Annotated in this window: 21 protein-coding genes; 2 read left to right on the forward strand and 19 right to left on the reverse strand. The window is 41.1% G+C overall.

Annotated elements, in window-relative coordinates; translation table 11 throughout:
• Positions 1–167 precede the first annotated feature (167 nt).
• Positions 168–2,924, forward strand: coding sequence for a UPF0182 family membrane protein (locus ACYQ3Q_RS02160; protein WP_459927022.1), 2,757 nt, complete (start codon positions 168–170; stop codon positions 2,922–2,924).
• A 264-nt stretch (positions 2,925–3,188) separates the two neighbouring features.
• Here ACYQ3Q_RS02160 and ACYQ3Q_RS02165 read toward each other — a convergent pair whose 3' ends face one another.
• The 8 genes from ACYQ3Q_RS02165 to ACYQ3Q_RS02200 all read right to left on the reverse strand — a co-directional run bounded on the left by ACYQ3Q_RS02165 (position 3,189) and on the right by ACYQ3Q_RS02200 (position 10,235).
• A complete protein-coding gene (locus ACYQ3Q_RS02165) occupies positions 3,189–4,451 on the reverse strand; it encodes a hypothetical protein (RefSeq protein WP_459927023.1) in 1,263 nt (420 codons plus the stop codon).
• Positions 4,452–4,520: 69 nt separating this feature from the next.
• Entirely contained in the window at positions 4,521–5,486 is a 966-nt protein-coding gene (locus tag ACYQ3Q_RS02170) for a phosphodiester glycosidase family protein (RefSeq protein ID WP_459927024.1), read from the reverse strand.
• Between the two features lie 364 nt (positions 5,487–5,850).
• The gene (locus tag ACYQ3Q_RS02175) at positions 5,851–6,276 is read right to left on the reverse strand and encodes an OsmC family protein (protein WP_459927025.1); all 426 of its coding nucleotides are present in this window, start codon (positions 6,274–6,276) and stop codon (positions 5,851–5,853) included.
• A gap of 141 nt (positions 6,277–6,417) precedes the next feature.
• Positions 6,418–7,071, reverse strand: a complete 654-nt coding sequence (locus tag ACYQ3Q_RS02180; protein WP_459927026.1) for a hypothetical protein — start codon at positions 7,069–7,071, stop codon at positions 6,418–6,420.
• 185 nt (positions 7,072–7,256) lie between these two features.
• The gene (locus tag ACYQ3Q_RS02185) at positions 7,257–7,538 is read right to left on the reverse strand and encodes a hypothetical protein (RefSeq protein WP_459927027.1); all 282 of its coding nucleotides are present in this window, start codon (positions 7,536–7,538) and stop codon (positions 7,257–7,259) included.
• Positions 7,539–7,830: 292 nt separating this feature from the next.
• Positions 7,831–8,409: a hypothetical protein gene (locus tag ACYQ3Q_RS02190; protein WP_459927028.1), complete on the reverse strand. Its 579-nt coding sequence runs from the start codon at positions 8,407–8,409 to the stop codon at positions 7,831–7,833.
• Between the two features lie 202 nt (positions 8,410–8,611).
• Positions 8,612–9,427 (reverse strand): ATP-binding protein, encoded by an 816-nt coding sequence (locus ACYQ3Q_RS02195; protein ID WP_459927029.1) that lies wholly within the window; start codon positions 9,425–9,427, stop codon positions 8,612–8,614.
• Positions 9,428–9,470: 43 nt separating this feature from the next.
• Positions 9,471–10,235, reverse strand: coding sequence for a DnaD domain-containing protein (locus tag ACYQ3Q_RS02200; protein ID WP_459927030.1), 765 nt, complete (start codon positions 10,233–10,235; stop codon positions 9,471–9,473).
• A 222-nt stretch (positions 10,236–10,457) separates the two neighbouring features.
• Here ACYQ3Q_RS02200 and ACYQ3Q_RS02205 point away from each other — a divergent pair, with 222 nt between their 5' ends.
• Complete coding sequence (locus ACYQ3Q_RS02205) at positions 10,458–11,048, forward strand: HD domain-containing protein (RefSeq protein WP_459927031.1); 591 nt, start codon at positions 10,458–10,460, stop codon at positions 11,046–11,048.
• Positions 11,049–11,061: 13 nt separating this feature from the next.
• Here ACYQ3Q_RS02205 and ACYQ3Q_RS02210 read toward each other — a convergent pair whose 3' ends face one another.
• The 11 genes from ACYQ3Q_RS02210 to cooS form a co-directional block, all read right to left on the reverse strand.
• Positions 11,062–12,795: an MBL fold metallo-hydrolase gene (locus ACYQ3Q_RS02210; RefSeq protein WP_459927032.1), complete on the reverse strand. Its 1,734-nt coding sequence runs from the start codon at positions 12,793–12,795 to the stop codon at positions 11,062–11,064.
• 208 nt (positions 12,796–13,003) lie between these two features.
• Positions 13,004–13,642, reverse strand: a complete 639-nt coding sequence (locus ACYQ3Q_RS02215) for a response regulator (RefSeq protein ID WP_034145863.1) — start codon at positions 13,640–13,642, stop codon at positions 13,004–13,006.
• A complete protein-coding gene (locus ACYQ3Q_RS02220; protein WP_459927033.1) occupies positions 13,617–14,780 on the reverse strand; it encodes a sensor histidine kinase in 1,164 nt (387 codons plus the stop codon). The genes ACYQ3Q_RS02215 and ACYQ3Q_RS02220 overlap by 26 nt, the downstream gene beginning before the upstream one ends.
• A 117-nt stretch (positions 14,781–14,897) precedes the next feature.
• Positions 14,898–15,785 (reverse strand): hypothetical protein, encoded by an 888-nt coding sequence (locus tag ACYQ3Q_RS02225; RefSeq protein WP_459927034.1) that lies wholly within the window; start codon positions 15,783–15,785, stop codon positions 14,898–14,900.
• 203 nt (positions 15,786–15,988) lie between these two features.
• Complete coding sequence (locus ACYQ3Q_RS02230; RefSeq protein WP_034145865.1) at positions 15,989–16,783, reverse strand: methyltetrahydrofolate cobalamin methyltransferase; 795 nt, start codon at positions 16,781–16,783, stop codon at positions 15,989–15,991.
• A gap of 120 nt (positions 16,784–16,903) precedes the next feature.
• Entirely contained in the window at positions 16,904–17,866 is a 963-nt protein-coding gene (locus ACYQ3Q_RS02235; protein WP_459927035.1) for an acetyl-CoA decarbonylase/synthase complex subunit delta, read from the reverse strand.
• A gap of 15 nt (positions 17,867–17,881) precedes the next feature.
• Positions 17,882–18,643: an ATP-binding protein gene (locus ACYQ3Q_RS02240; RefSeq protein WP_459927036.1), complete on the reverse strand. Its 762-nt coding sequence runs from the start codon at positions 18,641–18,643 to the stop codon at positions 17,882–17,884.
• Between the two features lie 21 nt (positions 18,644–18,664).
• Positions 18,665–20,575, reverse strand: a complete 1,911-nt coding sequence (locus tag ACYQ3Q_RS02245; protein ID WP_459927037.1) for an ASKHA domain-containing protein — start codon at positions 20,573–20,575, stop codon at positions 18,665–18,667.
• A 105-nt stretch (positions 20,576–20,680) separates the two neighbouring features.
• Positions 20,681–22,006, reverse strand: coding sequence for an acetyl-CoA decarbonylase/synthase complex subunit gamma (acsC, locus tag ACYQ3Q_RS02250; RefSeq protein ID WP_459927038.1), 1,326 nt, complete (start codon positions 22,004–22,006; stop codon positions 20,681–20,683).
• Between the two features lie 94 nt (positions 22,007–22,100).
• Entirely contained in the window at positions 22,101–24,281 is a 2,181-nt protein-coding gene (gene acsB / locus ACYQ3Q_RS02255; protein ID WP_459927039.1) for an acetyl-CoA decarbonylase/synthase complex subunit alpha/beta, read from the reverse strand.
• A 16-nt stretch (positions 24,282–24,297) separates the two neighbouring features.
• Complete coding sequence (gene cooS / locus ACYQ3Q_RS02260; protein WP_459927040.1) at positions 24,298–26,316, reverse strand: anaerobic carbon-monoxide dehydrogenase catalytic subunit; 2,019 nt, start codon at positions 26,314–26,316, stop codon at positions 24,298–24,300.
• Positions 26,317–26,347 lie beyond the last annotated feature (31 nt).

A 26,347-nucleotide genomic window follows, 5' to 3' on the forward strand; every position in this document is an offset into this window, starting at 1 on the left:
AGTGTTTTTAAAAAAGAAATTAGCTATTATTCTAAAAATGTATGAAGGGATTTTGATTTTGTGGGAAGAATATAATATATACCACCTATCACCTATCACCTATCACCTTAGTATGGCACATAATTTTAGAGTTAATCAAGATTTCTATATTAAAGGAGGAGTCACTATTGCACCGTTTTTACAAACTGGTTGTTACCTTAATTATACTATTCTCAGTCTTGCTCGCCTCTAGTGGTTTATACGAAGATTGGTTATGGTTTAAAGATCTCGGTTATACTCAATTATTTTGGACCCCGATTTTAAGTAAAGCACTTTTTCAAGCAGTAAACGGAACAATTCTCTTTATTTTCATTGCTGGAACTTTGTTGTCTATTCGCCATGCAATCGTCACCTTCATAAATGAACGATTACGTCTTCGTTTGCGATTAGTTCAGGATATGAACCGCCCAGCCTTTAACCTAAGTCAACGACGGGTTACCGTATGGTTATTGATTATATCTGCAGTCATTAGTTTTGGGATTAGTTTTGTACTAGGTTTCAAAGGCTGGTTGGATGTTTTATCGTTTACGCATGCTACCCAATTCAATCAGGTCGATCCAATTTTCGGTAAAGATTTAGCGTTTTATTTCTTTCAACTCCCATTCTTACAGACCTTATTTAATGCTTTTTTTGGCCCATTATTTTTGCTGACATTTTTTACAACGATTTTTTATATTGTCACTGGAGTCATCCGTTTCCGATCAAGAAGGCTCTGGCAAAGAGGAGCAGTCACAGTTGGATCAGATCCTAGGAGGCATCTAGCATTATTAATTGGAATCCTCTTAGGATTAAAAGCTTTCGGATATTATCTTGATATTTTTCAGTTACTGTACTCTATCCACGGACATGTGGTCGGCGCCGGATTCTCAGACTTATATGCGACACTTCCTGCTTTGAAACTTTTAATAGTTCTCAGCCTGCTAGGATCTTTACTAGCCTTCTTCGCTCTTAAATCAAATGATTCTCGCTTATTAACCGTTCCTGTCTCAGGAGTTTTCGTGGTCGGAATCCTCATGAATAGTATTTTCCCTGCGCTTGTTCAACAATTTCTCGTCCTTCCTAATGAACTTCGCAAAGAACAACCGTATATCCAACATGAAGTGCAATTGACACGGTTTGGTTTTGGTTTAGATCAGATTCAAGATATTGAGTATCCCGGCAACTCACCCATCACGGTGAACGTGTTAAAAGCCGAGGTAGAAACGCTCAACAACATTCGACTTAACGATGCCCGACCCATGTTACAGACCTATAATCAGAAACAGGGTATTAGACTTTATTATAAATTCAATGACATTGATATCGATCGATACACTGTCAATGGTGAATATCGCCAAGTTATGATGGGTCCTCGAGAAATATCAACCCCCGATTTGGACCCTAAAGCCAAGACGTTTGTCAATGAACGTTTCAAATATACACACGGTTTTGGAGCCTCCGCATCGTTCGCTAATGCCGTTACTTCTGAAGGTCTCCCCTCCTTTGCCATAAAAGATGTTCCACCTGTAAGTGAGTTCACAGAATTTAAAATGACCGAACCTAGGATTTACTACGGTGAATTGACTAATAATTGGGTCGTGGCAAATACCTCAGTGAAAGAATTTGATTATCCTCTCGGAAATTCGAATGCTGAAAATTCCTACCAAGGTAAAACCGGACTCCAGTTAACCCCACTAAATAAGTTGATGCTCTCCTTACGCCATGGAACCCCGCGCTTTTACCTTGCTAGAGAAGTGACATCTGAGAGCAAATTGCTTATATACCGCAATATAGAGGAACGTGTTCAAAAGCTAGCGCCATTTCTAACCTATGATATGGATCCTTATATGGTCATAGATAATGGGCGTATTAAGTGGATTATTGATGCCTATACCACATCTGATGCCCTTCCTTATTCTAATAGGTATCCTAATCAGGGGTTTAACTACATCCGAAATTCAGTCAAAGTGATTATAGATGCCTATGACGGAACCGTTGACTTTTATACAATTGATCCTCAAGACCCAATTCTAAAGACCTATATGAAAATATTTCCGGGAGTTTTTAAGGATTTTTCAAGTCTGTCCAAGAACTTAAAAGCCCACCTTCGATATCCTGAAACCCTTTTTAGCGTTCAAAGCAACATGTTAAAAACCTTCCATATGACAAACACTTCCGTTTTCTACAATAAAGAAGACGCTTGGGACATTGCTAAAGAACTGTTTGATGCTAAACCTCAAAACGTAGCACCTTATTATACCATCATGAAAGTTCCAGGTGAAGATAAACCTGAGTTCGTGCTTATGCTTCCATTTACCCCGGCATCAAGTGCTACGAACACAAGAAATAACATGATCGCTTGGATGGCGGCTCGAATGGATGGAGAGCATTATGGTGAGCTATTACTCTATAAACTGCCTAAAAATATCGAAATTGACGGTCCGTTACAAATTGAGTCTCGCATTGACCAAGACACTGAAATATCCAAACAGCTTTCCTTATGGGATCAGAAAGGTTCAAGCGTGATTCGAGGTAATCTCTTGGCTCTTCCGATCGGTGGAAACTTTCTCTATGTTGAGCCAATCTATCTGCAGTCGGATAAAGGCGGAAGTATTCCTGAAATGAAACGAGTTGTCTTAGCTTATCAAGATCGTTTGGTAATGACCGAAAATATTGGTTCAGCCTTAACCCAACTGTTTGGTGAAGGAGCACCTCAACCGACAACACCAGGGCAAAGCATACCTACTCCTGCTGAGTCACCCCAAACCCCAATAACCGATTTGGATGAACCGAACCTAGTGTCAATCATTGACCAAATGAATCAAATTCGCACCTTACTTGACAGTCTGGAAATCCAGCTTAAAGGATTACAAAGTACTCCTAGTGAAACCCCACTAAATGAATAAATTAGGATTTCTAAACTAATTCTCCGCTAGGGGTGCCTCTTTATAGAAATGCAATTTCTATAAAGAGGCACCCCCTTTTAATCCTCTTTTTGGGGTTTCTAAAAACAAATGAGAGAGTTTAATCAGCAATTAATTCTACTGATTAAACTCTCTCATTTGCTTAACAAGTGAAAGGGAGTTGCCTTTTCGTGAATGTCCTCGGACTTCATTATGAGACAGCCCCTAGACTTAGCAGAGTATCTAGTGAACCATAAAAGCTATTGTCTAAGGTTTAAGGGGTATCAACTCTACTATTGTGGACGTTCCTGAGCGATTCAATTGGATAAGCTCTGCACCATCTTCTGAGATGTAATTCTCATCCCCTTGTAATTTAAGCTCTTTCAGTTGACCATTCGTTACTATATTAGCAGTACTTTGATCATAGATGACTACCTGACCCTTTGAACCGATCAGCGTCCTAACATTGTTAAAGGGTAGGGACCCTTCCCATTCAGTCTTAAGAGCAGGATTGCTTGCCAGGTCTAATCTGTCAGCTGTTGTCTTAATCCTAATCAGTTTATTGTTTTCAATTTCGCCAATAAACACCTTGCCTTCTCCAAGACCTATTACCCGATCTTTGCTATTTTTTGAAATCACGATACGCTTTTCTCCACTTAAAGCAATGACCTGTTGGGTTCCTCCTACTTTACTGTTAATATACAGTGTTCCATATCGATCTGAAGCAGCCATATCATCTATGGTCTCCCCAGATCGATTTATTTGACGCACGTTTTTCATGACGTCAATTTCCATGAGTAGTTCAGTCGATCCATTCTTGACAGTAAGGTAAATCAAATTGGTTGAAGTTGAGACTACTAATTCTTCAATTTTCCCACCTGCAGGGAACGTGTTAATGGTTTGATTGAATCGATCATCAGGCGGAGTATCCTCATCACTATTTGGAAGTGCCAGTGTATAGAGTTCAGTAATCTGAGGATTTCCATACCGCTTTTCAACCTTAGGTTCAACTGGAACCTCTTTAGGGACTTCTATTTTAACTTTTTCATTAGGGTCTTCAACTTTCGGATCTTGGGGAAGTACCCCTGCTTCTGGGTTTTTAGCCGGAGTCTGGGTTACTGGCTTAGTGGGTTGTACGGTAACATAGGTTACTGGATTAGGATTCTTCTTAGCATAAAAATAGAGTAGAGTGTCTCTGTCGGGCAACCATTGGTAGGTGAGCACACCTAGTGTTTTATCAGCTGCCGAGGGTAGCTCCTTTTCGAAGACGATTTTTTCTTTCGCTAGGTTAAAAATCTTAAGTGTCCCGTTATCTGTATAAGCCAAATAATCCTTAGCATAGGATATCTGAATATTCTTAAGATTAGAGCCTGGGATGGTTACTTTAAGTTGCGTTGTGATTGGTTCATTGATATCCCCTTTAGGAGCAAGTACCTTGGCAACTTGCATGTTCAAATAGGAGTAAGCTCCAAATTGCAGGATGAGCGACACTAATATCCAAACCAATATAATACGCAGTTTCTTTTTCATGCGAGGTCTCCTTTAAAGCATAGTGAACTGTTCAGGTTTAAAAGCTGAACAGTAAAGAAAACTAAGTTGTTAAGGGGTCACTACAAAGGCTGTGGGAATATACCGCTCCCCGAAAATGTTCCAAAGTTTATTCATTACTTTACCATCATAGACGAGTTCTGAAGAAGATCCACCATCAAGATTAATAGCATTGACTGCCTTATAATCAACAAATACATTCATGAGATCACGTAAGGTGGCCCCTATACTCCAGGTCGGTTGTCGTCCATCAATTACGACAAAAATTACGGTTCCATCCGCCATTTGTCCGATTCCAGTGCGTGGAGCAATCCCCCATCCACCGTCTCCCGTTATTACAGGTTTGCCATCTACTATTAAATTTGGTTCAAAGGTCACTGCTTCGCGAATATTTTTCTCTACTAATTGCTTTGCGGTCATTTTACCGAGGACAAGTTTCCCTTTATCATCGAATCCGACAATATTTACCGCTTTGTCACCAACATTGTTGTGGACTAATTTTCCCTCTTGCATGGTTAGACCGTCAGGAAAAGCTCCGTTTCCTTTTCCATTAGGGTCATAGAACCCCCCGGCATTAATCCCGGCAATAGCTCCCATGTCCTTAACAAAATCGCTAACTCGTTCTCCTGTAACTCCAATTTCTTTGGTTACGGCCAATTTTACTCGCTTAGGGTCTTTTATCAACATTACTTTACCTTTAAAGCTGCGGCCTTGAATATCTTCAATAGTTATTCCAGAATTTTTATCAGTCATCACTTGCTTGCGTTCGAAAGCTTGTCCACCACTTGATTCTTGAGATGAACTTCCATTCATAATCCGATTAATTTCATCTGGAGATAAAAATGCCTGTACTACCTGAGGATGTCGTGACGTAGCAACTGCGCCAACAGCTACAGTTTTGAGAGATTGAAACGGTCCCCAGAACAAGACAAATGGAATAAGGATTGCTGCGAAAATGATATTAAAGCTTATAAATAACAAAATCTTCTTTATCCTAATTCTACTCTTTTTTATCATGCAAGTTCTATCTCCTTCTTTTGTAACAAATTAAACTTTTCTTTTATGATACTAGAATAGATTCCATTCTCATAAAAAACAACCGCAGATTTTGAGATGTGCGGTCAGCGAATCACTACAAAATTTTAATGCTAGTTTAATGTTTTTAATAACACCGTTCTCAGTATAACAAATCATGTATGTTCTATCAAGGATACCTATTAAGTATCTGGAAAAAATAATCAATTACTATCCTCCAATTAATCCCATTTGCTGTACATAGTTCCATTATGATGACCTCAAAGACCACGTTTGGTGGTTTAAATAAGAAAAGAACCGTCCTTTTAAAGATAGAACGGCTCTATTCTCACGCAAAACAGCTTCATTATGACCCCTTAAGAGGGTTTATTTCGATCCTGTAGGTTAGATTGGCTGCTTTATCAATCATGTTTCCCACACTACAATATTTGCCCATCGAGAGTTGTACTGCACGTTGCAGTTTAACTTCAGGAAGAGCTTCACCCCAAAACTTATAAACTATTTCAATATCCTTGAAAACCCTCGGATGATCGTTAGCACGTTCACCTTCTACGGTAGTTTCAAAACGTTGTATTTTAACCTGCATCTTTTCAAGAATTGTGACAATATCCATACCGCTGCAACCGGCAATTGACATTAGAAGTAGTTCCATTGGGCTAGTTCCATGCCCAGTTCCTCCTGCATTAACACTAGCATCCATATTAGTCATCATCTTACTACTTCCTTCTCCTTGAAAAAACATTCCTTTAATATGTTTTACAGTTACTTTCATGACTAGACTCCTTCTCTGTCATAGTAAATTAAATTGCTTTATGTCTTTACACCTAAACACCTATTTCAAATTACTAGTTCCCCTTAACTTTCGACCATGATAGGTAATATCCTTACAGATTAAAAGAAAACTGAGTTCTAGCTATTTGGCAACTGCGTCTATCTGGTCCTCATTTGAACAAAACTCTATGTCTTGGCGCATTAACGATTGATCAGGTATTTCAGTGCCTAAACGCAACGGAAAAATAAGAACTATTAAAGCCAACCCTCCAATAGAAAGCGCTAGATACTGCATTGATAAAACTGAAAAGATTACAATCACCAGCTTCGAAGAGGTACCTATAGCATAATTAAACGGTTTGACTAAGCTAAGATTAGCGCGTTGACGTTGATCAAGCGTTACCTCAGATCCAGTATTATTCGAAGGAATCCAAACAGGCTTACCCTCTGAATCCACCGAGTTGATCAGCTGATTTCCAGTCTCGTAAAAGGGATCTAAAGAAGAAATATATATAAACCCTTTAGTCGTATAAATTTTATCAAGCTCTACAGCTGTACCTGTGATAGCAGCTTTAGTATACGTTTTTTCAATTCTCAAAATATCTTCTTGACTAACATTAATCGGGCCATTATTCGTAATAATTGTATATAAGCCGCGGTCAACCAATTCTATGTTGGAAACTTTAGCATCTGCTAGCAATATTCCAATCATGGATAGTAGGATAATAAACAGACTAATTAGTATTGTAGCTCCAGCTATCCGTTCACGATCAATTCTTCTTACTCCAACTAACACTCTTACACGTCCTTCACTTCTACAATTCATATTTGGCGAATTATAATTAACCTTTTAGTATAGTTTACGTTACCATAGTTTGCCCACAAAAACCATTGTACTATAAATAATTTAGTGAAACAAACGTATTTAAATATATTAACCGCAAAGGAAAGGCATTTTGCCTTTCCTTTGCGGTTAATATATTATAATTCTGGTGTTTTAAGCTCAGAAAGAGGCATTTGTACGGTTCGTTCGTTCTTTCTATCAAGAATAGGGATACTTTTAATGTCAAAAAAGCGTTGTGCAATAAAAAGTATGAGTTCGGCACCAATAATAACAGCGGATGACTCAAAAACGCGTCCACTTAAGAGAGGTTGAGTTAAAAAAAGCGTGGAACTCCCAGCCACTGAACTGATAGGAGCAAAAATTTCGATCCCCAAACTAATGGGTTCCCCTTTAAGGCCTCTTGGCTGACTACCGGACATTTTCACCCCCCTTCATTACAATATATGGAATACGGGTACTTCGTGTACCTTCGATTTATAGCTCAACTTAGGATTGTGCATTTGCAACATATGGTCAGTTTTTGTTGTGGTCTGCCAAATAATCCAGAACACAGGTGAGAAATTAAGAACTTGATGCTCCTTAATTTCTGCCTCTTTGCACTAAAGTGAAGGCATGGATAAATTCTCCAGTCGATCTGCAAAATGAGCAATACTTATGCGTGGCACACCAACAAAAATAAGTGCTAAGCTTAGCACTTATTTTCTTAATATATTATTGTTTCTTGACAGTGGTAGGCACTTTGACCGTCGTATCAACATTGAAGCGAAAACTTGCTTCTGTAGCTTGTTCTACTCCCCCTTCAGGGTTAGGATTAATTCTCAAGGTTACTAAATGCTGCCCGTTTGTTGAACTCTTTCCTAATGCATCACCTAAGACATTAATTTGACGAAAAGCGACGCGGGCCATGGCGCCTGGTTCTAACGATGGTAAGTTTCCTGGAGAGGTTACTTTCTTAGTGTTATCCCCAACCAAAGTTACTTGCAATTCCACTGGAATGTTCGTCATTTTTTTAGCCGATGTGTTCTGGACTGTAGCGATAAGATCAAATGATTTGGTGGTAATTACTTGTGCCCCTTTTAAAGTTACACTGCCATAAGTGAGATCCTTAACTACTGAAGCTGGTTCCACGGTCACCCCAAGCATTTTGATCTCCGGAATCCCATTGTTCTTAGTAGCACTTGCCTCTGAATTTTGCCAGAATGAAAATCCTGCAAATCCAATGAGACAGATTACAAGAACGCTAGCGACCATGACGATGTATTTGCGGTTAATCGTAATGATTTTTGACAAGCTTGAACACCTCCTATATCTATTAATTTTAATCTTTAAAAAAACCTATGCATGTCTCTCAGTAGACATGCATAGGTTTGGAAAATATTTTTATCAAATTCAATGAAGACACCCACTTCTATAAGTGGGTGTTCCTTATTTTGCTTCGGTGGGGGTAGAGTCCCCCACCGAAGTCTCAATGTTCAGCTTTAGCTGAACGAGTTCACTTAGTTTTTCTTTCTCGTTCTTGATAAATCTGAAGACGGATATCATTGTGGACAGTTAAGCGGAAAATTCTTGAACACTGAATAATTCGTGATGTTGTTCGAACCCCTATATACTCCTCCATTTCATCGAGTGAAAGATTTGAAGTAATCACTGTGGGAAGTTGTTCATTCATCCGATAATTAATGATTGAATAAAGTCTATTCCGGGTCCAATCCGTATAATTATGAGCACCTAAGTCATCAAGGATAAGGATGGGAATTGTGCGGGCAGTATCTAGTAAATCTAGCTCATTAATCTCAGACTTGTAGGTTGCTCTTAACTCATCCAACAGATCAGGAACAATCAAAAAAAGGACTTGTAATTTAGATTCTATGAGCTTATTGGCTATGGCTGCGGCAAGAAATGTTTTCCCTGATCCAACTGGACCAGTAAACATTATTCCTAGACCGTGGGGATTCTGAAGGCAATCTTCAACAAACCGTTGAGAAGCATTGAACGCCCTGGTAGCACCTTCTCGATGTGTTTGATCTTCAATTTCCTGTGTATAATAATCGAATCTGAATTTTTCAAAACGACATTTCATTAATTCCCTCGAGATCCTCGCATGGCGGAACTGATTTTCCCGTTTTTTCGTCTTCATACAATCACATGGATAAGCTAAATCCCCTTCAAGAAAGATACCTCGATCTTGGCAAATAGAACACTCGAACGTTTTAGTAGGAATCGGCGCCGGTACATCCCTTTCTAAATCGGCCTTGAGTGCTTTATTAGTGATGCCCGTACTATTTAAGATATCTTTAACACTTCTCATATTAGATATCCTCCTCAATATTCACAAAAAACCTTACATTGTTTTAAAGATAAAAGTTCTCATATTTATTAGGAGTTGTTTTGCGGGTCTGACTCTTAGGCTTGGTATTCTTTTTATCCTGACGAGCCTGAAAATACGCATCTTCGGTTTCTATCTCAGCACGCGTTTTTAAACCCTTTTTTTCCCATTCCCGAAGTATCGAGTCTAAATAGCGAAAGTTTCGTATACCGGCGCTCACGCCTCTTCTTAAGGCTTCAATAATCAACTCTTCTGAAAAATGGGACGACAACCAACGTTCAAGGTTTTGACATTCTATTTGAGTTAGCGGTCGACCTAGCTCCTGTTCAAATGTACGAACTAAATTTTCCATAGGCAAGTTAATTGGCGGAGATATTAACTGGGGGGTAGTATGAGTTTGTTTAAGTGTACGTTCTTCCTCCAACTGTTGAGAACGTTCTATCGCCCATAGCTCAGCAAGTTCCTCTATCAGACCAACCAAACTATAACTGTTACTCCACTTTGATTCGCTCGGATTCCAGTACCTTTCAATCGTTAGCAATTTTCGTTCCACCAACTGACCCAAACTCTCCTCAATATTGGAGGAAGACGCAGTCATTCGACCCGTTAAAGTAGCGATTGAGGGATAAGGATTTGATTCTGCTTCGCAGAGAATCTGAATCAAAATCATCATCTCAAGATCATTCAAGCCAATTTCTTTATAATGAGTTAAGAGATATTTTGGAATTGAAACGTTACCTGAAAAGAAAAGAGCTTGTGTAAAGCTCCCATAAACACTAACCTTATTCATTTACGTCACTCCCCATGTACCGTTCAAAAATATGATAAGAAGATAATTCTCTTATTGTGCAATATGTCTGTTTATAAGATTGAATCGCGGAAAAATTGACTGTTCTCTTCTTTATTTTGACAAAAAACAGTGAATACCTCTTAATATAAATGCCATTTTATGGAAGGATAATGCTAGTCCTTTGGCGTATATAGTTGGCATACGAATAAAGGAGGAAAATACATGGACTTTCAACAACAACTTATACAAATCGTCGATAAATCAGGAGCTCACTCAGCTTGGGGAGTTAAACATTGTTTCAGAGTATATCATCTGTCCAAAGAACTTTCAAGTCACTTATCACTTGATGATGAAGTTCTTTATACGGCTGCTATGCTACATGACACAGGAAAATACCCTGTTTATGCCCTAAAGAATATTGACCACGCTTTACGTTCCAAAGGGGTTGCTGCAAATATCTTGCAACAAATGATGTTCACTCCGATCAAATTACCAATAGTTTTAGACGCCATAGAAAACCACATGTATTATTCGGAACCTGGTCGGAGTGACGAAGCAGTCTACTTACGCGAATCTGATATTTTAGATAATTTAGGCAACATAGGCTTAATGCGTTTATTTAGTTTGGTCGGGCAAGATGAATTAGTCCAAACCCCTGAAGATGCCATCGAAAGAGCTCGCCTCTTTGCAGATGCTCTTCCTAACAAAGTCTCCACAAAAGCTGGCAAACGTTTAGCCGTAAAGCGACGTGAGGAAACCCTCCGCTTCTTAGCTGGTATAAAACGCCAAACATCGGAATATGCCTGGCTTTAACACCCTTAATTCTTTAGTGTCGTGTTTTACGTTGTTCTTCAAGCCATCGGGTCATGCTATCAAGGAGGTTGACAACCTTTTCATAATCACGGGTTCGTTGCCCTTCATCAATAAGCTGTTTAAGATGGTTCCTAAGCCGTACATATGCCCTGTTAACATGTGTGCGAGAAAGGCCTGTTTTCGACTTGTGGTCTCGTGGGTAACTTTGTTGAACAGAAGGTTGGGTTGATTTAGTAAATTCTTGTTCATATGCAACACGTCTTTTTTCCTCGGTAATGCCCTGAGGCTCTGATCTTAACCAAGCTTTTGGAGTAGGATGAAGAATGATCTGATCGGGCAAGAACTCAATCATTTCTCCTAGTTGGGGAATAATGGGTTTCTTCTCGAACAATTGTAGTATTTTCTCAGCAAAAATAGTTTGGGATTCTAACTCTCCATGAACCAGAATAATTTGTTCAGCTTTTTTTTGTGAATTAGAAAGCCAATCCAGCAATTCTCCTTGGTCCGCATGCGCCGAAAGGCCATCCATATGACTGATACGTGCTTTGACCGCTACCTTCTCTCCATGTATGGTTACGATCTCTGCGCCATCTGAAAGCAGACGACCTAGCGTTCCTTGGGCCTGATACCCTACAAATAATACGGTAGCGTTCTCACGCCAAAGGTTGTGTTTGAGATGATGTTTAATCCGTCCTGCGTCAGCCATACCGCTAGCCGCAATAATAATGGCTCCTTTTTCAATCTTATTTAGAGCCATTGAATCTGCAGCGGTCTGACTGAAATGAACATTTGGCATTTTCAAGGGATTACTACCCTGCTTAATCAGGTCTTGTGTTTCTTGATCAAAATGGGCTGTGTTTTCTTGGAATATCTTTGTTGCTGCGATGGCTAAAGGACTGTCAATATAAACTGGTAAAGTAGGTATGCGCTGCTCGTTTTGCAACTTTCGGAGATAAAAAAGTAAATCTTGGGTACGTTCAATTGCAAAGGCAGGAATAATCAAATTCCCTCCAGCTTCATGAGTTGAACGAATGGTTTCTGCAAGTTGCTCCATACGGTCAATAGTTTGATTATTTTCTGACTTTTCGGAGTGGAGTCGATTCCCATAAGTAGTTTCCATTATGACAATATCTGCTTCATTGATAATGCTTGGATCTTCAACATAAGGTTGGTTACTATTTCCTATGTCTCCAGAAAAAACAATAGTTTTTGTGAAGTCTTGTTCTTTAACATAGAGTGAAACATGTGCCGCACCCAAAATATGTCCAGCATCAGAAAATTTGAACGACAAGGTTGGAACTAAGTCAACGAGTTGTTGATAAGAGGTTGCCTTAAAGTACGATATAGTATCAATGGCATCTTGGACGGTATAGATTGGATTTAAGGGTTGAAGTCCTGCTCTTAAACGCTTACGATTCTTGCGTTCAACTTCCATTTCTTGAATATGCCCACTATCTGGAAGCATGATAGAACATAATTTTATGGTTTCAGGGGTTGCCCAAATTGTACCTTTAAATCCGGCTTTAATAAGTTTTGGAAGCATCCCAGCATGATCAGTATGGGCATGAGTTAAAATAACTGCATCAATGCTCGCGGGATTATAGGGGAATTCATTGTAATTTAACTCTTTGAGTGCCTTAGAGCCTTGAAACATTCCACAATCAATTAGGATGCGTGATTCGCCTGATTCGACAAGAAAGGATGAACCCGTGACAACTTGTGCAGCGCCGAAAAAACTAATTTTCATCAAATCAATCCTCCAAAAAATAGCGCCTCGCAAAGCTTTTCTAATCTGAATTAGAATAGAAAATGCTTCATAGACGCTTATAAAATAACTATTAATTCTATGCATAGCAGTTCACTCTATATTGTTTGTGATTTGAGTTTAAACGACTTCCTTATAATATTTTACCTGTTTGTCTGAAGATTCGCAATATAATTAATGCCTAGGATTTTTAATCAAGCAGGAAAAACTTAAGCTTAACAGCTTTTAAAGCGGCTTGGGTGCGGTCTTCTACCGCTAATTTTCGGTAAATGCTGGATAAATGGTTCTTTACGGTCTTTTCACTAATAAATAATGAGGTACCAATCTCACGGTTAGATGATCCTTGTACAACATAGTGGAGAATTTCCATCTCTCGATCACTGAGTCCACAAGTGTCTTTCACGGGGCTCGGATGACTCAATTGCCCCATTAACTTACCCGTAACAGCAGGAGATAAGATGGGTTCACCGGAATATACCTTGCGAATTGAGTGAATTAATGTTTTAGAATCCACGTCTTTTAAAAGATAGCCTGCAACACCAATTTGAAGAACTTGAAATATTTTCTCATCAGAATCATCAACAGTGAGAACCAATATTCCAATATCCGGGTATTCACGACGGATGACACGCCCAGCTTCTAAGCCATTCACCACAGGCATATTAAGATCCATTAATAAGATATCGAATTTCATCTTTCGTGCGACATTAATGGCACCTTGTCCATCCCCTACTTCGGCAACGACTTCGATTCCTTCTTCAAATTCTAGTATGCGACGTAGTCCCTCTCTTAACAGGGGGTGATCATCGGCAATCACGATCTGTATCAAGTTGTCGTACCTCCTCCTGATTCGATGGAATTGACAATTCGATTAAAGTCCCCTTCCCTAAAGTAGATTGGATAGAAAAACGCCCTGAGAACATTTCTACTCGTTCGCGCATTCCGACAAGTCCAAAATGTTCACCGGGTGCATTCATCGCAGATTTGACCTCAAACCCTTTGCCATAATCATGAATCCGCGCAATCATCCAATCCTCTCGATATATAAGCCATACTTCGACCTTAGGCGAGCAGGCATGTTTTGCAACATTGGTCATTCCTTCTTGAACTAAACGAAAAAGGGCAACTTCCATAGCCGGAAGAAGTCGTTTTTCACGTCCCTCAATCCGCAGCTTACAGTTAATCCCATAATTTTCCTGGAAATTGTCTAGGTATTTCGAAATAGCTGGTACAATTCCTAAGTCATCCAAAGCCATCGGTCGAAGATCGAAAATTATTCTTCTTATATCTTGGAGATTTGCCCGCACTAAATTTTTCAGGTCCATTAGCTCGGCTTTGACTCGGCTAGGATCTAACTCAAGTAACTTTTCGGCAATTTCCAAACGCAAAACGATATTCGCGAGGGTTTGAGCAGGTCCATCATGAATTTCTCTCGCCACTCGTCGGCGTTCTTCCTCCTGTGCTCTAATTACACGTAAACCCATCTCAAACCGTTGTTCGTTGGTCTGGGTATGAAGGGCCTCAGCTAAACCACCTTGTAATAAGCTGATTGCCATTCCCACCTGAGTCATCAAATTTTGAGCACGCTCGATTGTTGCTTGCATCTGACGAAGGGATCGTTCAAGATCATCTCTGCGTTTACGCAATTGAACTTCCTTATGCTGCAAGAGTTGTAATTTTACCTGTGCATCTTTTGCTTCTGCATAAGTCTCGATCATTTCTTCTTGGGTGTGTATGTGATGCGCACGATTTACTTCCATCAGTTTATGACGCATGCGCCGATCAATTTTTTCTTGACTGTCCACTTGGGAAATCACTTCTGCAATGTTAATTTTTAGCTGAGAGAGTTCATTAATCAGTCGAGTAGTCTCAGTCCGTGACGTTTCAGCGATGAAGAAAATTTCTTCTTTTCCTGTTTCAATCGCTGATAATGTTTTCTTTAATATTTCTCCCAACTGATCCAACAAAACTATTCCTCATTTCAATCTAGATTAATGCCTAAACCTTCTCTACTATAACTTAATTCGACACTGAAATAGTATTTCCTACTTCTTCGCAAGAAATATACAAGATTGTTACTAAAGTTAGGACCTTTTTCCTAAACGCTGACATTGTCGTATTTTTCTCTCTAATCTACGAGGAAATTTAAGATCTTCTGTAGTGCATAGGACGACTTTCCAACCTTCCTTAATATAAATCTGCATATCAAAAGGCTGGTAAGGATCCTGTAGACAAATCAGAGTATCCTCAACTTGGGCTAAAAATGTCTGACCCATTAGCTTGGAATTCCAAGTTACTTTTTTGTTTGCAAAAGTAAAACTTAGGACATGTTTGAGACGTTCCGCCTGCTCATAAACTTGTGGAGTGCTCATCAATCCATTCGATTGGAATTGGGTGTGTGTTGGTTTAAGTTCCTTATTAGGGGTAGCTTTAGTTTCTGAAATTAAACCGCTAACATCCTCATCCTCTATAACCGCTTCACTGAGAGTGACCTTAAGTTCTCCTTCTGCACTATCATTAGATATTATAACCTCTTCTCCGTCTTCCTCAGTAGTTTTTTCTGCTACTACTTCTACGACTTCTTCTGTAACTTCCTCAGTAGCTTCTTCTGTAACTTCTTCGGTAACTTCTTCTCTTATTTTTTCGGCCGCTATCTTATGGGATTCCATCACCTTCGAAATTCCTTCGTGTAGCATCCTGTTCATCGTATCACGAAACGTAGGAAAGTTATTAATCACACGTGCGTCAGGAAGTTGCTGTTCAAGTAGTTGTCTCAATCCATCTTCTAAATATTCTGAAGGAAAGGTAGATAAACCCAATAATACTGATGCTATTTTCGTAACAATCAAACTACCCTGTTGAAATTCCGCATCTGAATCTACTCCTGATAGTAAACATACAGTAAAAATTTTTTCGGTAATTTGGTTAACCCATTCTTCAATTCGTGGATCATGATGAAAAATAGTCTCCAAGTTTACACCTCCAGATAGATTATATCTCTTGATAGCTATGCTTGTTTTCTGTTGGGTATGAATAGCAAACGAAAATGTCATATAAATTATTCTGGAATTGTTAAGCTCCTCAGAATTAACTCTGAGGAGCTTAACAAATTCTATAAATTACGAGGAACTTAACTAATTAAAAATTGGCTTCTCTTGAACAAATCTTAAGCAAATTAGCGTGCTCTGAAAACTTTCAAATAGGAATCAGCATAGACGCTCCTATTTAGAAGGATCTGACAGGTAGCTGCTACGTCAACGAGGTCATCATCATTAGCATCCATAATGGCTGCATCAAGTCCAGAGGCAATAGCCATGGCCATGTACGTCCGATTGATCAAATTGCGATCCGGTGATTTCTGCGAAACATTGGATAAGCCAAGAACTGTTCGTGGTGCTGGGTTTGCTAACATTTTTACCTGACGTAAGGATTCTAAAACTTCAGGCGCATGCTCCTGAGCCACGTTAACAGGTAGAATCAATGGGTCAATATATAGATCTTCCATTGGCACGCCGTATTCATCTGCAGCTGCTACTAATTCCATAGCAAAGGCTACCCGGTTTTCAGCGTCTTTAGGAATACCTTTCTTGTCCATGGTCAAACCAATAATACCCGCGTTATATTGAATCGCCATCGGGAAAACACGCTCGATTTTGACTTGTTCTGCAGGGCAAGAGTTAATAATCGCAGGGCGTTTACAAACTTTCAAGCCGGCTTCAATAGCGTTATAGTTTGTAGAGTCTAAAACGAGTGGCAATTCAGATACTTCTTGAATGACATTAACCATCCACTCATAAGCTGCGACTCGCTCTTCCGTGGGAATAGCTGGACCCGAGTTTACGTCAAGGTAGTGAGCTCCTCCTTCTTGTTGCTTCACTGCCCAGTATTGGAGTGGTTTTGGATCCTTATTGCGAAGTGCTTCTCCAATATCAGTAAACATCCCGTTAATCCGTTCGCCAAAAATAAGCATTCGGTCACGTCCTTTCATATTAATAAAATAAAAAAATTAAACTATGGGGAAGTGATTTTCACGGATAAATGTAACTTACTTCAGATGGAGTTTTAACTCCATCTGAAGTTTAATGATGACCTATTGGTTGAACATGTCAGCAATATTCTTCTGGACTACCTTTACTGCTGCAGGGTTACGCATAACAAGGATACTAGCACCGACTTGTAGTACTCCGGAAGCGGTTACGGCCTCCCAAAGCAATCCACGGTCTTCAAGATCGCCCCAGCCAGGAAACTCTTCGACTGATGCATAGGCTTCTTTGCAGCGATTGGCTTCATAACCAACAGTACAAATAATGGGCATGGAAAGCATTTTGTCACCGGCTAAGGCTCCGAGACGTGCCCGCTCCATGATAGAATAAACATATTCAATACCGAATCCAAGACCAGCCACTGTAGGGTCGATGACGATTTTGTTGAGTGGTAATCCCATTTCATGGATTAAAATATTGAGTTGTTTACAGATATTAATATCAAGTGGGGAACGCGCAATCAACGTGTGTTTGTGAACCATGGCAGCTGCTGCAATGGACTTATAGTTATCCTGTTCAGCAATACCGATCAGAAGATTTTCTCCGGTTGCAGCTTCTGCGATAACCGTCATTATTTCGTTATTTTTTTCAGAGTCGTCGCAACCTTCAACAATAAGGGGAACCCCCACAGCTGCTAAGACTTCTTTTACGATACGAGCACAATCTTCAGGCGAACGGTTTTCTCCTTCAGGGTCTGCACCGTTAAGTTTCAAATAAATGAGATCTGCGCCAAATTCGTCGACACATTTTTTCGCCCAAGCTGCTGGATTATTGACGACATCTCCAATTTGGCATGTAATGATATCGCTCCAAGTTGGGACGACATCAGTGACCTCCATGGCGATCACTGGACGGTTCTTCATTTCTCCTTCAAAATGGAGAAAAGGTAAGGCACTATCTCCTCCAACTGTAATTATGGAGGTTCTTGTTCCTCCCTGTTCAGCAGTTGCGCCTAGGACTACCTCTCCAACTTTACTGGAATACTTTTCTTTCACTAATGTTACGGACATGAACTTCTCTCCTTTCTAGTTAAAGATTCCGGCACGGTTCAGAATGCTTTCCACAGCCTTTACCGAGACGGCATCATCAGGCAAATCATATAATGGTTTACCTGCCAAGTCATATTCCACAACTAATGGATCTAACGGAATATCTCCGATCAAAGTGAGACCTGTTCGTTTGATTTCTTCACTCAAGGATTCCAAGCTACCTTCGGTTGTCTTTGTGACAATTAAGTAGATGGTTTGTACTGCAGACTTTAGTCCTCGTATCAGATCGTGGACCCGTCCTGCCGAACGAATACCTCGTGCAGAAGAATCACTGATCACAAACATGGTCTCGATATGGGGGATAGTTCGTCGACTGATATGTTCCAAACCAGCTTCAGAATCTACGGCCACAAAGTCATAGTTCTCTCCTATGTTCTCAAGATGTTTGCGCAAGAGATCATTAGGATAGCAATAACACCCTGCTCCTTGTGGGCCTCCCATAACTAGTAGATCAATTTCTTTTGACTCGACTAATGATTGTTGGAGTTTGTATTCGATAAAGATGTTTTTGGGCATTCCCTGAGGAATTGCTTTGGGATCCTTACTTTGTTCAAGCAATTCTGAGATCGTCGACGTGACAGATAGGCCCAAAGCTTCGCCAAGATTTGCATTGGGATCTGCATCGACTGCGAGGATTGAAGTCCCTTGTTTGCGATGAACCATTTGCCTTAACAATAAAGCGGTGAATGTGGTTTTTCCTACTCCACCTTTACCTGCAACTGCTATATATTTAGACATAAGTGACCTCCATAATAATAGTTATTGAAAAGATGGAAATAGGGAGATATCCGTATGGGGTAAAAACAAGGCTGCCATGTATTCGTCCATATAGGTTGCTCCAACTGAAAGCTCAACATAGGTCATTTTTCGTCCCAATTCTTCTGCTTCACGCCAGGCGTTCTGAGAAAGTAAGGCAAGACGCGCACCTTTAACGGAAGCGTTGCCAATAAACACAAACTGGTCTGGCTCAAGATCTGGAAGCAGGCCTATTTGAACGGAATCATGAATATTAAGGTAATTTCCAAAACCGCCAGCAATGACAATTCTGCTAATCATTTCAAGATCCACTGCAACCATGTTTAATAAGGATCGGATTCCAGCGTAAATCGCCCCTTTGGCACGAATAACATTCTTGACATCGTTTTCAGTGATAACCACATCTTTTTCCCCACCGGCTTGATGAGCCCAAGCTAGGACAAATTCTTTATCGTCGGTAGTGGCCCGTAATCGTTCCGAGCCTGATTTATGCCCTATCTGGAAATTCCCAGCGCGGTCGATAATACCGGCACTGAGTAGTTTGGCTATACAATCCACAAGCCCCGATCCGCATATTCCTACAGGAGTTTGGTTATTGATCACCTTCAGGGATACATCCAACGATTGGGGATCAATGATAATCCGCTCAATCGCACCAGGCATAGCTCGCATACCAAAGGTAATACCGCCACCTTCAAAGCTCGGACCTGCAGAACAAGCGCAAGCAACAAGCCAATCCTGGTTTCCGAGTACAATTTCTCCATTTGTCCCAATATCGATAAAGAGGATAATGTCTTCCCCATTGGCCAAATCCGTGACAAGTGTTCCAGCAACAATATCTCCACCGACATAACTCGCTACCGAAGGATAACAATGCACCAAGGCCTCAGGTAACATATGAAGCCCAATTTCTCGAGCAGGGATAGATGGAACAGTTGTCATTGTTGGAATATAAGGCTCTAATCGTATATAGCGTGGATCAATACCTAAGAACAACTGTGTCATAGTCGTATTTCCGGCTACCATGGCGCTAGAGATATTCGTTTTACTCAAAGACTGGCGCGTTAGAATCTTGTCGAGAAGGCCATTGATGGTATCGACTACAGCGTTTCTAATCTCTTGTAAGTTTTGCTCGTTTTCAACGGCAAACACGATACGGGATATAACGTCATCCCCAAACTTCGCTTGTTTGTTGTAAGTACCCTGTTGATCGACAATCTCTCCCGTTAAGAGATTGACGAGGTAAACGACAACGGTTGTGGTACCAATATCAATTGCAAGCCCATAAGGAGGAACATCATTTCCGGCTTCAAGGTGTGTAACCGTAAATCCAGCGTTAGTATCAGTCAGAGTGATGGATACATCCCAATTTGCTTTACGGAGTGACTCTGGCAGATGTTTGAGAACGGATAAGGGAATATGAATGGGTTTATCTCCCGTTTTCAATACTCGACGGAGTTCTATACTCAGACGAGCCCAATCACTGGAGTTTTCTGTCAAGGTTGGTTTGGAAAGTGAAATCCTGTGCTTGATTGCTAAGGGATGATGCCCGAATTTTTCGAGTAAATCTTGTTCGCTTTCCTGTAAGAACCCTTTTTGGACATCCCCCATTAAAACTTGATGTTCTTGTAACCTTGATTCTGGAGGCACTTCAATTGCCATATCCCCTTGGACCAAGGTTTTGCAGGCAAGTCGTACCCCTTTAGAAAGTTGTTCAGGTGTCAAATTTCCGGTTCCACTTACTGTGGGATCCCCACTTAAAACGACAACTTTACAGGCTCCACAAGTCCCCTTACCACCGCATCCAGATTTAATGAATATTTCCGCTTTAGCGGCTGCATTGAGCAAGGATGTACCATCAGGTACTTCAACAACTCGGTTCTCGGGCATAAACTTTACTTGAAATTGGGACATCGCTTTCACTTCCTTACTTCACCAGAAATCCCACTAATCATTATATTTTGTATAGAAAACATCAATCAGATCTCAGCATTGCATCATGGTATCTAGCACTAAAAATTAAGTTAAGGATTTCGAGAAAGAAACAATTCCGCTAGACTCCCGTGGTCCTACAACTGCTTTCCAGCCAGATAGTTCAGAAAGTTTACCTGAAATAACAGCAACATAGCCTGGAATAATAACATTACGGTGTTTTACCTTATCGGCAATACCACAAGCCACCATCGCTTCGACGATTTTCTCTGGTTCAAATTTACCAGCAGCATAAGCTGTGAGAACAGAGGTTCCGTCAGTATCGATCGGTAGAATGTAGCTTGGAATCTTGGAGGTTTCTACTTCACCTTCGACACTATAGTAGGTTAAGGAGAAGTTTGTCGTAATGTAAAATGGTGAGTTCTCATTGACATTCCCTACAGAATGCAGTTTAGGCTCAACTTGAATCGGTTTCTGCGGATCAGTATATATGTTCTGTCTTAAGGTCATAAGTGGTAAAACGTGAGCCTTCTTGCTGGTTTTCAAGACAACAGCGCTGGCATATTTAGCCACATAAACAGTGGCCTCCATGACTTCTTCCATTGGCTCTGTATTGCTTGTGAAAGCAATGACTGGATAGCCGAAGGGCCGGAATTTTTTCTTAATAGCTAAACGTCGTATATGGGTAAGATTTGCTAAAGTCTGGACTGGAGTCCTGGCACCAGGATCTAAGACGAATTCTTTATAGCCCAAGGCTGTAGCTTTAACGACGAGTTCTTCGAGAGCATTCAAGCCATCTGCCTTAATAATAACAGGAACGGAGTTATCTTTAGCCAGGTTGACCATAGCTTCATAATTATCAGCAGTTGCCGCTCCGATTAGGGGTTTACGGGATGCCAACGGCTCAAGGGCAACTTTCAAAGCTCCAGCATCACTGCTTAACAAGAGCAATGATTTTTCTGTTGCTTCAGCTACAGTAGCAGCTACCTTAGCAAAACGGGCAGCGTCTCCCGATTCATGTATTATAGCCACTCCATCTATGGTGTATTGGAGACCAACACGCTCGAATTCTAAGCCCTTGATCTCTGCGATTTTAGCATTCAATTCCTCATCATTTAGGGTATCAGAGACCTGAATTAGCAACGTGGTTGGGTGATAAAACGTCTTATCATGACGGAAAAGGACTGTTTCATCTCCGAGAACAGACTCTTTACCAAATTTTATGGCTTTGATTGGAGGGGCAGCAGCCGAATCCAAATTCTCTCGGGAAGCATCAGTCACATACGGGCAAGCGTCTAGAGCTGCTTTTCCTGAAGCTAATGCCATAGCAAAGGCTAGGCAAGTTGGTACGCCACATTCTCCGCAGTTTTTCTTGGGTAGTTGTTTATAGATTTCTAAACCTGTAAGAGCCATTTTAAATCCCCTTTCTAATCGATATAGGCCAATAATACAGACTGGCAAGGCCCTTGGAGATGTACCGTTAGGGCCTTGTCGTCTAGTGGGTCAATTACATTAGTGATTCAAGGGCAAAGCAAGGATGTCCATTTTCCTCAAGGAAGGGTACGATTTCCTCTACAGTGGTGCCGACAGACTCGTCCGCAATCTTGTCTATGAAGTCTGCTCCTAAACCTTCATCGATGGATCGTTGAATAAAGTCCTCACGCAAAAATTCTTTGAGTTCTTTTGGCATCCAGACGATACGCGCAAGTCCACCGTCAGCAGGAATGAATTTTTTACTGAGTAGATAAGTTCTGCCAATTCCCATGAATCCTGGAGTTTGCATTCCACCACCGCAGGTTCCTGCTAGTGAGGAGAATGTCATACCGCAAGGGGTCATTCCTGAATGTTCACGAGTCGTCAGCATGAGACCATTTGCTTCAGGAACGATGGCCATGATAGCCTCAAAGCAACCGCAAGAGGTCATGGGTTTATCCATGAGAGTATAGAGATTAACCTCTTCTAAGGTGTTGTTCGAAGCCTTAAATAAATAGTCGTTTGTACTTTGCCACATACCTTTTAACTCATCAATTGCTGGCCCTTTAGGAATAGGTTGGTTTGGTCCGTTAGGTGAGATCTCATAAGACGCCTTGGCATCTAACCAGCTCACTGCACCGCACAAGCCAACCCGTTCAGGGGTAACAATACAAACATGGTTTGGTGCAAAGGATTGACAAAGTAAACAGGAATAGAAGTCTTCGACAGACTCATCTGTTAAGCTCCTCATCCGATCGTCACGAGCACGATATCGTTCGCGTGCTTTGACGAGACCTTCCTCAACTGCGACCTGGTCAGTAATAAGAGTTACTTGAACACGGTCAACGATGGCTGGGAATTCTTGTTTTAACTTCGCCAACAGGAGTTCACCTAGGTGCTTAATTAAGAAACCTTTCGCTCTAGCATCTTTGGAAATCCGTACCCAGCACAAATCACGCTGAGCAACGTGCCAGACACCCTCTCCATAGTTGGCAAAGTAATGGATTCGACGCTCCAAAACTCCTTCAAAATCGTCCTGCATCTTACGTCCGTATATGTCAATCTTGATTCCCAAGGGGAGTCTGGACCCTTCTGGAACACTATCGATTTCAGGCCCAATAACCGTGACCTGACCGTCAACGACTTCATCAGGGCCAACTGACTGTACAAGTTCAAAGGCGGTAGAACGTCCACCACCGAATTCCACGTAGGTTTCTGCTTTGCGGATGGATTCTCCCTCAAAAGCAGGACCGAAGTTTACCGGAATTGGAATTTCAATGTTGGTTAATTTAATTCCGCGAACTTCCATTGCCAACGGAACGATCTTCTCATAATCAGGCTCAGAAATGTACCAATCAGGGATTTGCATATCATCACTGAGTACCTGATCCGTAAAGACTGGGAAGCCCATGAAAATTGCGCCCATTGAAGCAGCTAGTTTAACATCATCTAACTCACCAAAATTTAAAACGAAAGCCCGAATCCGACGACGCTGATAATCACGATGATTTTCTCGTTCTCCAGCTGGAATTCCACCGAAAGCGAGTCCTGCACGGAACGCATAGTTCACAGCATGAATAATTTGAGTAAAGTTTCCTAGTGGGAACGCTATATAGTCTTCCCCAATTTTAACGTTTTCTTCAAGCAATTGTTCGATGATCTCATCGCAAAGGAAGATCATAAAGCCTTTACCCATCAGATTATCGACGATTTTCTTGGCAGCTTGAGAGTCTTTGGCACGACCGAGAATAACAGCAACACCAGGAATTGTCCAGTCAACCATTTTAATCCCGTGTTTCCGTACAATCGGGTCACCTAAGAATCCAGTCCAAGGTTTAACTTTGGGTTCTTCCCCCCGTAGATAATTAAGGGTCTCAATGACTTCCGCGGCATAAAGGACGGATTCACCCCAAAGCCTGGCGTTATCAAAGGTAAGATCTGTACGAATTTGACTACGCATGCGATTTAAAATTGGAACTAACTCACCCAGTTTAGTAACCTTTTCACCAGAAAGACAGGCGATAACTGGTAGATGATAAGCGGTATCCGGATAACCAATAATTTGCTCGCTTCCAAAGTCTTTAAGAGCCCGATTTAATAGGATTTCTGCATAAGTCATAGCAATTATGGTGCCATCGTAAACTCTACGCAAGAGTTTTTTGGGTTGATTGCTGGGGTCCTTAATTGCGTCTGCGTAAATTTCCTCCATAGACATAAACATTCCTCCTTTCTTACCAACCTTGGGCTATTGCCGTATTATTTTTTTCCGCAGTCTTTTGATGAACATTTAGCTTCCAAGTTCTATATTCTAGAGCATTGATAAGCTTTTGAGCGCCAAGCACTGGATCAACTTCAAAGATAAAGTTTCCGCCAAAGACGTCATGAGCGATTTGAGTCGTAATACCATAGACAAGGTCGCTTCCTTCAACGGGAGGCATGGAGCCAACATGGACTGGTAGTCCCATTGTCACTGCCCAACTTCCGATAGCGACTGCCTTTTCATGCATAGCTTCTGGAGCAGATGCCACAAAAGGAACTTTTGGTACATCGACACCGAGTTCATTAGCCATAGCCATGGCTAAATCGATCCCGCGGCTGTTATCGACACAGGAGCCAACATGGAAGACTAACGGTAAACCTGTTGATAATTCTGGATTTGCAGCTTCTAATGTTTGAATGAAGGATTTAAGACCTTCGCCAGCATAGGTATCCACTGCCAACGGAGACATGAGTCCAAATTTTGCAAAGGCGCCCGAGGAACAGCCAGTGGCAATTACAAAAACGTCATTTTTGACGAGTTCTTTTAAAACTGTAATATGGGACTCGTCTTGTAATCGTTTGAGATTGTTACAACCAGCCATGAGAGCGACCCCTTTAATCTGTCCACTCTGAATAGCATCCGTTAGTACTGAGATCGGTCGATCAGGGTTAATTTTTGAGAAGATTTCCTTCAATGCTTCCAAGCTGAAGCCAGCAACAAGCTTATGACGTTCAGTAGGAATAGAAATCTTCTTAGGATCCCTATGTTTATAAGCTTCAATAGCTATAGCAATTAGCTTTTTGGCATCTTCCATAGCTGTTTCCGTATTGAAGGAGATGTGTTGAGCGTTGGGGATCTTCATAATAGCTTCGGTTGTTACAACTTTAGTATGGAAACATTCAGCCACGGTTTGCACGGAGGGATAAATACACTGAATATCAACCACCATCGCATCTAAAGCACCCGTCATAATCGCCATTTCTTGGGATGCTGAAGAAGTTGCCAGATAGACGCCTTCACGCATCAACAGCTCATTACCAGTACAGCAGATTCCCACGATATTGATTCCCTCAGCTCCAACTTTCTCGGCTTCCGCTTTCATTTTCCGGGCAGCAGCAACGACCATTTCACTCAACACTGGATTGTGTCCGTGAACAGCAATATTAACCATTTTCGGGTTAATTACTCCCAGATTGGCTTCAGAGACGATGGGTTCAGGGATGCCAAACAAAACGTCACTCAGCGTTGTGCCGATATATTCTCCACCTAAGTCGGCGAGAGCAGCTTTAAGTCCACCAAAAATGATATTTACTGGATCGCTGTCAACGCCCATGGCCGTTTGAGCTAAAAGTTCTGTGACAGTACCGTCAATAGCTCTTGGCATAATGTTGGTGTGTTTAAACTTTCTGCGTCGTCCCTCTGTCAAAAAAGCATCCAAAAAGGCCAGTGGTCGATCTTGGTAACGACCGAAATCAGAATACCCGATCTCTACTACATCTCTAAGGATTTCTTTTTCCTCACGGTCTAGAGTGGCAACCCCTAAATCCTGAGCTAATTTCATGAGCTTTGCGGACGATTTTATTTCATAATCATCGGCATGTCCCTCAACTAAAGCATGTGCGGTATGAAGAATATGGCGAGCGTGCTCAGAGTGGGACGCCGTACCCCCAGCAATATATCGAACAAGATTACGAGAGACAATCGTGTAAGCGGATGCTCCGCAAATTCCTCGACTGCCAGGACCATCCTCTTTTTTCACACGACAGGGACCAGCAATACAAATTCGGCAACATATTCCTTTATATCCAAAGGCACATTGTGGTTGTTGAGCAACTACACGGTCATAAACCGTCTCAATCTTTCTATCCTCAATCAATTTTAACATTTGAAGTGCGCCAGGGTCGGTAGTACGAATGGGATTCTTAGGGTCAACGACTCGCGGTGCGTCGGATGGTCGGGCAGTATGGGTTAAATCCCGATATCTAGGCATATTACACCCTCCTCTTTATTAAGATCTCGTC

This window comes from Desulfosporosinus burensis (assembly GCF_054657535.1).